Source organism: Paraburkholderia sp. BR10141 (assembly GCF_056155635.1).
Window position 1 is genome coordinate 24,763 of sequence record NZ_JBMIQH010000053.1, and the last position, 7,286, is coordinate 32,048.

4 protein-coding genes are annotated in these 7,286 nt (G+C 62.0%); 3 read left to right on the forward strand and 1 reads right to left on the reverse strand.

The annotated features are described in order from the left end of the window. Positions 1 to 41: 41 nt before the first annotated feature. Positions 42 to 959 (forward strand): LysR family transcriptional regulator, encoded by a 918-nt coding sequence (locus tag ACOJB8_RS38225; protein WP_475017304.1) that lies wholly within the window; start codon positions 42 to 44, stop codon positions 957 to 959. 185 nt (positions 960 to 1,144) lie between these two features. Here ACOJB8_RS38225 and ACOJB8_RS38230 read toward each other — a convergent pair whose 3' ends face one another. After that, positions 1,145 to 1,582: a carboxypeptidase-like regulatory domain-containing protein gene (locus ACOJB8_RS38230; RefSeq protein WP_069266552.1), complete on the reverse strand. Its 438-nt coding sequence runs from the start codon at positions 1,580 to 1,582 to the stop codon at positions 1,145 to 1,147. Positions 1,583 to 2,087: 505 nt separating this feature from the next. Between ACOJB8_RS38230 and ACOJB8_RS38235 the strand changes: the two genes are divergently transcribed. After that, positions 2,088 to 4,301, forward strand: a complete 2,214-nt coding sequence (locus ACOJB8_RS38235; protein ID WP_475017306.1) for a glycoside hydrolase family 3 C-terminal domain-containing protein — start codon at positions 2,088 to 2,090, stop codon at positions 4,299 to 4,301. 353 nt (positions 4,302 to 4,654) lie between these two features. Beyond that, complete coding sequence (locus tag ACOJB8_RS38240) at positions 4,655 to 6,976, forward strand: EAL domain-containing protein (RefSeq protein ID WP_475017308.1); 2,322 nt, start codon at positions 4,655 to 4,657, stop codon at positions 6,974 to 6,976. The last annotated feature ends 310 nt before the right edge of the window (positions 6,977 to 7,286 follow it).

A 7,286-nucleotide genomic window follows, 5' to 3' on the forward strand; every position in this document is an offset into this window, starting at 1 on the left:
TGCCAGGGGCCGCCGTACCGGCTGCCATTGGAACGACGACATTGAGAACAACGACACTCGAGAACATTTCCGGCGCGATCAGCGTGTTTGCCGCCGTTGTCGACGCGGGGACCTTTGCCGCCGCGGCAGACGTGCTCGGCATGTCGCCGCCAGGCGTGAGCCGTGCGATTGCGAGGCTGGAGAAGCGGCTCGATATCCGGCTCTTCAATCGCACGACGCGATCGATTTCGCTCACCGAAGGCGGGCGCCGTTTCTACGAGCAGGTGGTTCCGCATCTCGCGGGGCTCGAGGAAGCGGCCATCGCGGCATCGGGCAATGCGTCGGCGGTGCGGGGTAAATTGCGGGTGAATCTGGACCCGGTGTGCTATCGGGCGATTCTCGGCGCGGAACTCGACCGGTTCATGGACGCCCATCCCGAACTCGAGATCGAACTGATCGCGAGAGATAGTCTTGGCGACCTGGTTGCGGAGGGATTCGATGTCGCGATGCGATTCGGCAAGCCACGATCCTCCACGCTGGTTGCTCGCAAGCTGCTCGATACCGCTGTCGTGACGGTCGCGGCGCCGGCCTATCTCTCGCGCTGGGGAAGGCCGCTGCGCCCCGAAGATCTCGAAGGTCCCGCTCACCGGTGCCTCGAATTCCGCGACCCTGAGACAGGCAAGCCTTATCCGTGGGAGTTTCATCGCAAGCGCAAGCACGTCGTGCTGGCGACGCAAGGGCGGCTCACGGTGAACGATCCGGGCGCCTTGCTCAATGCGTGCCTGGCCGGTTCCGGCATTGCGCAAATGCTGCTTCTCGGCGCCGAGCCCCTGATTGCCGATGGCAGGCTGTTGAATCTGTTTCCTGACTGGCCCGACGAACGCTTCCCGCTATACGTCTACTATCCGTCGCGCCACTACACGCCCGCGAAAACGCGCGCATTCATCGATTTCATCGTTGCCTGGGCCGCTGGGCATTGATTGCGTCGACATCACAGCGGCACGCGTTGCCGGCAGCTCGAAAACGTGGATTCCAGCGGAGTGGAGTGATTCGCGCAGTTCTCCCCGTTGTTCCGGCAGTTGCACACGGCGGTTGCACAGAAACAATCCGGGCACCAGAGTCGTTCCCTGGTGAGCCATCCCGACCGGCCGGAAACGATTCGTGCTCAGTGCTTGCCCGGGAACGAGAACGTCGCACGCGCGCTGCCATTGCCGGCGACGTTTACACGCTGCGTCCTCGTTACCTCGTTATAGGTGGCGGTGATCGTGTAGCGTCCGGCCGGCAGTCGCACGAGCATGTACGGACCGTGCGAACGCGTGTCGAGCACCGACGTGCCGCCAGCGTTCGTTATCTGCACGTGCACGTCGGCCACATAGCTCGAACCGGGGCCGGTAAACAGCATCGAGAGCGGCCACTGGCTGCGCGCGTGCCGCAGTGCGGAAGACTCGTCGCGGCCGACCCCGCCGGAGACGAACGAGATGTCGCCTTGCTGCTCCGTTTGGGGCATGCCCGTTTGCGCGAGTGCGCTGCTTGCCATTGCGAATGCGCACATTGCAGCGAGCAGGGCCGACGCGATTCGGGGAACCTTGCGTTGCCTTTCCATCGTGGTCACTCCTTACAGTGATGTCGATCGCGCGCGCGCAGGGGCGGCGCCGCCGCTTGCGCAGGCCTCGTAACAGATTAGCTTTTTTCGACCCGCGATGCGCGCTGCACGCCGCGTTCACAGGCCGGCGCGCCGCATTCGCGAGCGTCATGCAAATCACATCGAATGCCGAATTTCCGTTGCATTCGCAACAATCACATTACCGGTAGCTTGCAATTACCTGTCGGTTTGGCGCCTTTCATGCGTGTTAGCTACCGCCAGCCGGGAAAATACTGAGATAAAAGCCCGTAAGGGTACTCAATAGTTTTTATATGATTATTTGGAGTTTTGCTACATCAACCGGCGAAGCCAAAGCGGATGCATCAAAGCAAACGTTTGCGCGCTGCAACTAAACCGGTTTCCCCGCAGGAAGTCTGCCGGTGCCCGACGCGGCCGGCCGTTCTGCCAGACCTGTTTACCGGTCTGATCAGTACTCCATAACGTATTCGAACTCTCGGAGAGACATATGAGGATCACCCGTTGGCCCACCGCCGCCGTGCTGATTGCGATGGCCGCTACCGCCCATGCCGGCGACAGCAGCAACGACGTACCTTATCCGTTGCCGATGCCATTGATGGCCATCCCCCAGAACCTCGGCGCGCACGTTCGTGCCGACCTGCTGCTCAAGCGCATGACGCAGGACGAGAAGCTCCAGTTCATCCATTCCGAATATCAGATGAGCGCCGTGCCGGGCGGCGGCGCGGGCTATATTCAGGGCGTGCCGCGTCTGGGCATTCCCGACCTCAATATGGTTGATTCCGCAACGGGCTCCGGCAGCACGAGCCAGAAGAGCACGACCTTTCCGGCGACGATCGCGCTCGCGGCAAGCTGGGACCCCTATCTCGCGCGCGACTTCGGCGCACGCATAGCCGACCAGTTGCGCGAGCAAGGATTCGGCATGGGACTGGGCGGTGGCACGAACCTCGCGCGCGAACCGCGCGGCGGGCGCCTCTTCGAGTACCTCGGCGAAGACCCCGTGCTGGCGGGCGAAATTCTGGCGGCGCGCACCATCGGTACGCAAAGCCAGCAGGTGATCGCCACGATCAAGCACTATGTCGGCAACGAACAGGAAACGGGCCGCCAGGGGGGCAACAGCCAGATCGACGAGCGCACGCTGCGCGAACTCTATCTGCTGCCGTTCGAAATCGCGGCGAAGGAAGCGCGCCCGGGCAGCGTGATGTGCAGCTACAACCGCCTGAACGGCACCTACGCATGCGAAAACACGCATGTGCTGACCGACGTGCTGAAGAAGGACTGGGGCTTCCAGGGCCAGGTGCAGTCGGACTGGGGCGCGACGCATAGCACGGCCCCGGCGATCAACGCGGGTCTCGACGAGGAAGAGGACGTGGGCCCGACGGTCTACCTCACGCCCGATCTGGTCAAACAGGCGATCGCTTCGAAGGCCGTGTCGCAGGACCGTCTGGACGACATGGTGCGGCGCAAGCTCTATGTGATGATCAGCACGGGCGTGCTGGACCATCCGGCGCAGGGCGGTGCCACGATCGACTTCGCGAAGTACAACGCGTTCACGCAGGCTGCGGAAGAACAATCCATCGTTCTCCTGAAGAATGACAACAGCCAGCTGCCGCTTTCGGCCCCGAGCCTGCACAAGATCGCGGTGATCGGCGCTCACGCCGATACGGCCGTGCTGAGCGGCGGCGGCTCGGGCAATACGCGCGATCCGGTCACGGGCAACTTCTCGGGCTGCGGCGGGCTCACGTTCGCTTCGTCCACGGGCTGCGGCTGGTGGACCAACCCGTGGCTCAAGCTCAATACGCCTATCACCCAGGCGATCCAGCAGCTCGCGCCTTCGGCGCAGGTGAGCTTCGCGGGCAACACCGACCAGACGCAGCCGTTCCGCGCCTATACGCAGCAGGAGATCACCCAGGCCGCGACGCTCGCCAGCCAGTCCGATGTCGCGATCGTCGTCGTGGCGCAGCCTGCGGGTGAGGACTTCGGCGATCTGCAAAGCCTGAGCCTCGCGAACCCGTCGAATCAGGATCAGCTCGTCGAGGCCGTTGCGAAGGCCAACCCGCGCACGATCGTGATCATCGAGAGCGGCAATCCGGTACTGATGCCGTGGAAGGACCAGGTCTCGGCAATCGTCGAGGCATGGTATCCGGGCGAGGGCGGCGGCAAGGCGATCGCGAACGTGCTGTTCGGACAGGTGAACCCTTCGGGCAAGCTGCCGGTCACGTTCCCGGTGCACGATCAGGACACGCCGACGTGGGGGACGAACGGCGCCTTCGCGACCGATCCCGTGTACTCCGAAAAGCTGGACATGGGCTATCGCTGGTATGACGCGAACAACATCACGCCGCTTTACGAGTTCGGCCATGGCCTTTCGTATACGCACTTCAGCTATTCGGGGCTGACGGTGAAGCAGGGCCCGGGGCATACGCTCACAGCGTCGTTCACGGTGCGCAACGATGGCCGCGTAGCGGGTGCGGAAACGGCACAGGTCTATCTGGGCGTGAGTTATGCCGGCGAGCCGCCGCGTCGTCTGGTTGGTTTCCAGAAGGTGTTTCTGAAGCCGGGTCAGTCGCAGCCGGTGCGCGTGACGATCACCGAACGTGCACAGAGCGTTTGGGACACGACGCATAGCGACTGGGCTTATGTTGCTGGCAGCGCGGTGTATGTGGGGGCTTCGTCGCGCGATATCCGCCTGCAGAGCCGGTAAGCGAGAGGACGCACAGAGGCTGCGGTGGCGGCCTCTGTGTTCAATTCCTGAAAACGGCCGGCTCGCGAACGTTTGCGAGCCGGTACAAAATCGAATTCGCAAGTCTTTCCGTACCTATCATTCGCACACGCGAGAACGTAAATGCATACTCTCGCGAACATGAATGACTTCCGCGGGTAATCCCCATTCAATCTGAATAGGGAAAGCAGGTAGACTTACCCACCCGTCCGTGGGCCTTCCTCCGTTTGCGCGTTTTCCAGATACACGCCGTCACGCTTTACTGTGACTCTGTCTCGTAGTGCCGCGCGCACGCGACGCATGGAAGCTGAACCAAGAAGAATACTAAATCAGCCATGAGACTGATCACACGCGCAGTGAGCTGGCTTACCGAAGGCAACCGCCGCGGTCGAATCGTTGTGGTGCTCGTCCCCATGTGGATGAGTGCCGTTGCGGCGGCCGTGTTCGCTCAGCAGTCCCGTCCTGCGATAGCGTGGCTCGTCGCGGCACTCGCGTGCAGCGTTGTGCTATCGATGCTGCGCTTCTCCCAGCGACTTGCCGCTCGTTTGCGTTTGAGCGAGGAGCGTCTCAGCCTCGGGTTCGAAGGCATCAACGCTGGGCTATGGGACTGGGACCTGGTCAACGACCGTGCCTACTATTCTCGCTATCTGTATCAGCAACTCGGGTATGGCGACGGCGACCTCCCCATGGACACCCGCGCGTTCAATGCGCTCGTGCATCCTGCGGATCTGCTCCGTTTGCGCGAGACCATCATCAACCATCTGAAGCATGACAGCCTCTACGACGTCGAGTACAGACTGCGAATGGCCGATGGTCGATATCTGTGGTGCCGGGGACGCGGCAAGGCCATACGCGACGAGAGCGGCCGGGCGACGCGCATCGTCGGTTGCCTCTTCGATATCTCCGGGTTGAAGCGCGCAGAAGCGGCCGCCGCGAAGGAAAAGAGCCTCACCGAAGCCACGCTCGCTTCGATCGACGACGGTGTGATCCGCATGGACAACCAGGCGAGCGTGACCTATTGCAACGCCGCCGCCGAGCGCATGCTCGGGCGTGCCTCGCGCGATATCTACCTGAAGCCGTTGTTCGACGTCTGTGATCTCTACGACGAGCGGTCCGGCAATATCGTCACTGCGCAATGTCTGCACAACCGTGCTGCAGCGGCCGATGACGACGCGCAACGCAGACTCTCTGTGACGCGCCCGGATGGCTCGCTCCTGCCCGTGGCCTGCTCTGTGGCGACGATCCGCGATGACGAAGAGGAAATGCTGGGCACGGTGATGGTGCTTCGAGACGCGAGCACGGAGCGCAAGCATGCCGCCGAACTCGAATATCAGGCTACGCACGATCATCTGACGGGTTTGCTGAACCGCCGCGAATTCGAGCGCCGGCTTTCGAGCTTGCTCGAGAAGGCCGGGACACGCCCGCATGCGGTGATGTTCCTCGACCTCGATCAGTTCAAGGTCGTCAACGATACGTGCGGCCACGCGGCCGGCGACGAATTGATCCGCAGTGTGGGTGGTGCCCTGAAAGAGCAGCTGCGCGCTGCCCATATCCTCGCCCGCCTCGGCGGCGATGAATTCGGTGTCGTGCTGCCGGAGTGCTGCATCGACGACGCCCTGCGGGTCGCGGAGGATCTGCGGGAGGCCGTGACGGTCATCCGGCTACCCTGGGACCAGCGTTTGCTGACGACCGGCGTGAGCATCGGTGTGGTGGAGGTGGATGCCGCGCAAATCTCGACGTGGGACATCATGAAGGCGGCAGACGTCGCCTGTTATATGGCCAAGGAAAAAGGCCGCAACCGCGTGCACCAGTATTGCCTCGAAGATCAGCTCCAGTCGACCACCCATACGCAGATGGAGTGGGTGGCCCGCGTGAAGGCCGCGCTCGAGCACGACCGCTTCCGCCTCTACGCGCAACAGATCAAGTCGCTCAAGGAGGGCGGTCCCGGCGAAGAAGTGCATGTCGAGTTGCTGCTGCGCATGGTCGACGAATCGGGTGAAGTGATTCCTCCCGCGTACTTCATTGGCGCCGCCGAGCGCTTCAACTTGATGCCGCTCGTCGATCGATGGGTGATCGGCCGTGCTTTCGAAGCCATTGCGGCGGGCCATCTCGCCGCAAACGTCTGGTCGATCAACCTCTCCGGCGCGTCGCTCGGCGACGAGGACTTATTCGCGTACATCGTGCAGCAGCAGCAGCGTTGCGCAATCAGTTTCGAAAGCGTCTGCTTCGAGATCACGGAAACGGCCGTGATCACCAATCTCTCGAAAGCGATTACGCTCATGGAGAGCCTGCGAGCACTCGGCTGCCGATTCGCCCTCGACGATTTCGGCTCGGGCATGTCCTCGTTCACTTACCTCAAGCGCCTGCCCGTGGACTACCTGAAGATCGACGGCAGCTTCGTGCGCGGGATTGCCAGCAGCGACCTCGATCGGACGATCGTCCAGTCCATTCACCAGGTGGCCCATGCCGCCGGCAAGGCGACCATCGCTGAGTTTGTGGAAAGCGAGGCGATCATCGGTCGCCTCAGCGGGATTGGCATCGACTACGCGCAAGGGTTTTGTGTCGGGTTGCCCCAGCCGCTTCCCGAAGGCGTCGTCGAGACCGTCGGCGCTTGTTCGACAGCGACATCACTGCGCTCGAATTCGATTGTGCTGTGACGTGCAGCTGCCGTTCCCGATTTGGTGACAGAAGGGGCGACCTGTCACGTGTGGGTACCGGTAGCTGTCGAAAATTGGCGTAGCGGACCCCAAAAATAAATATTCGAAAGTCGCTTGACGATATCCGGAATGACCCGCATAATTCGCCTCCTTCGCTGATCGCTGCGAACGAAAACGAAGCGATTAAGACGAATTGCTCTTTAAAAATTTACAGCCGATAAGTGTGGGCGCTTGATGCGGTGGCGACCTGGTCTTGTTCTTCGGAATGAAGCCGGGAGCAGCAAAAGTATCAAGAGTCTCACACTAAAGT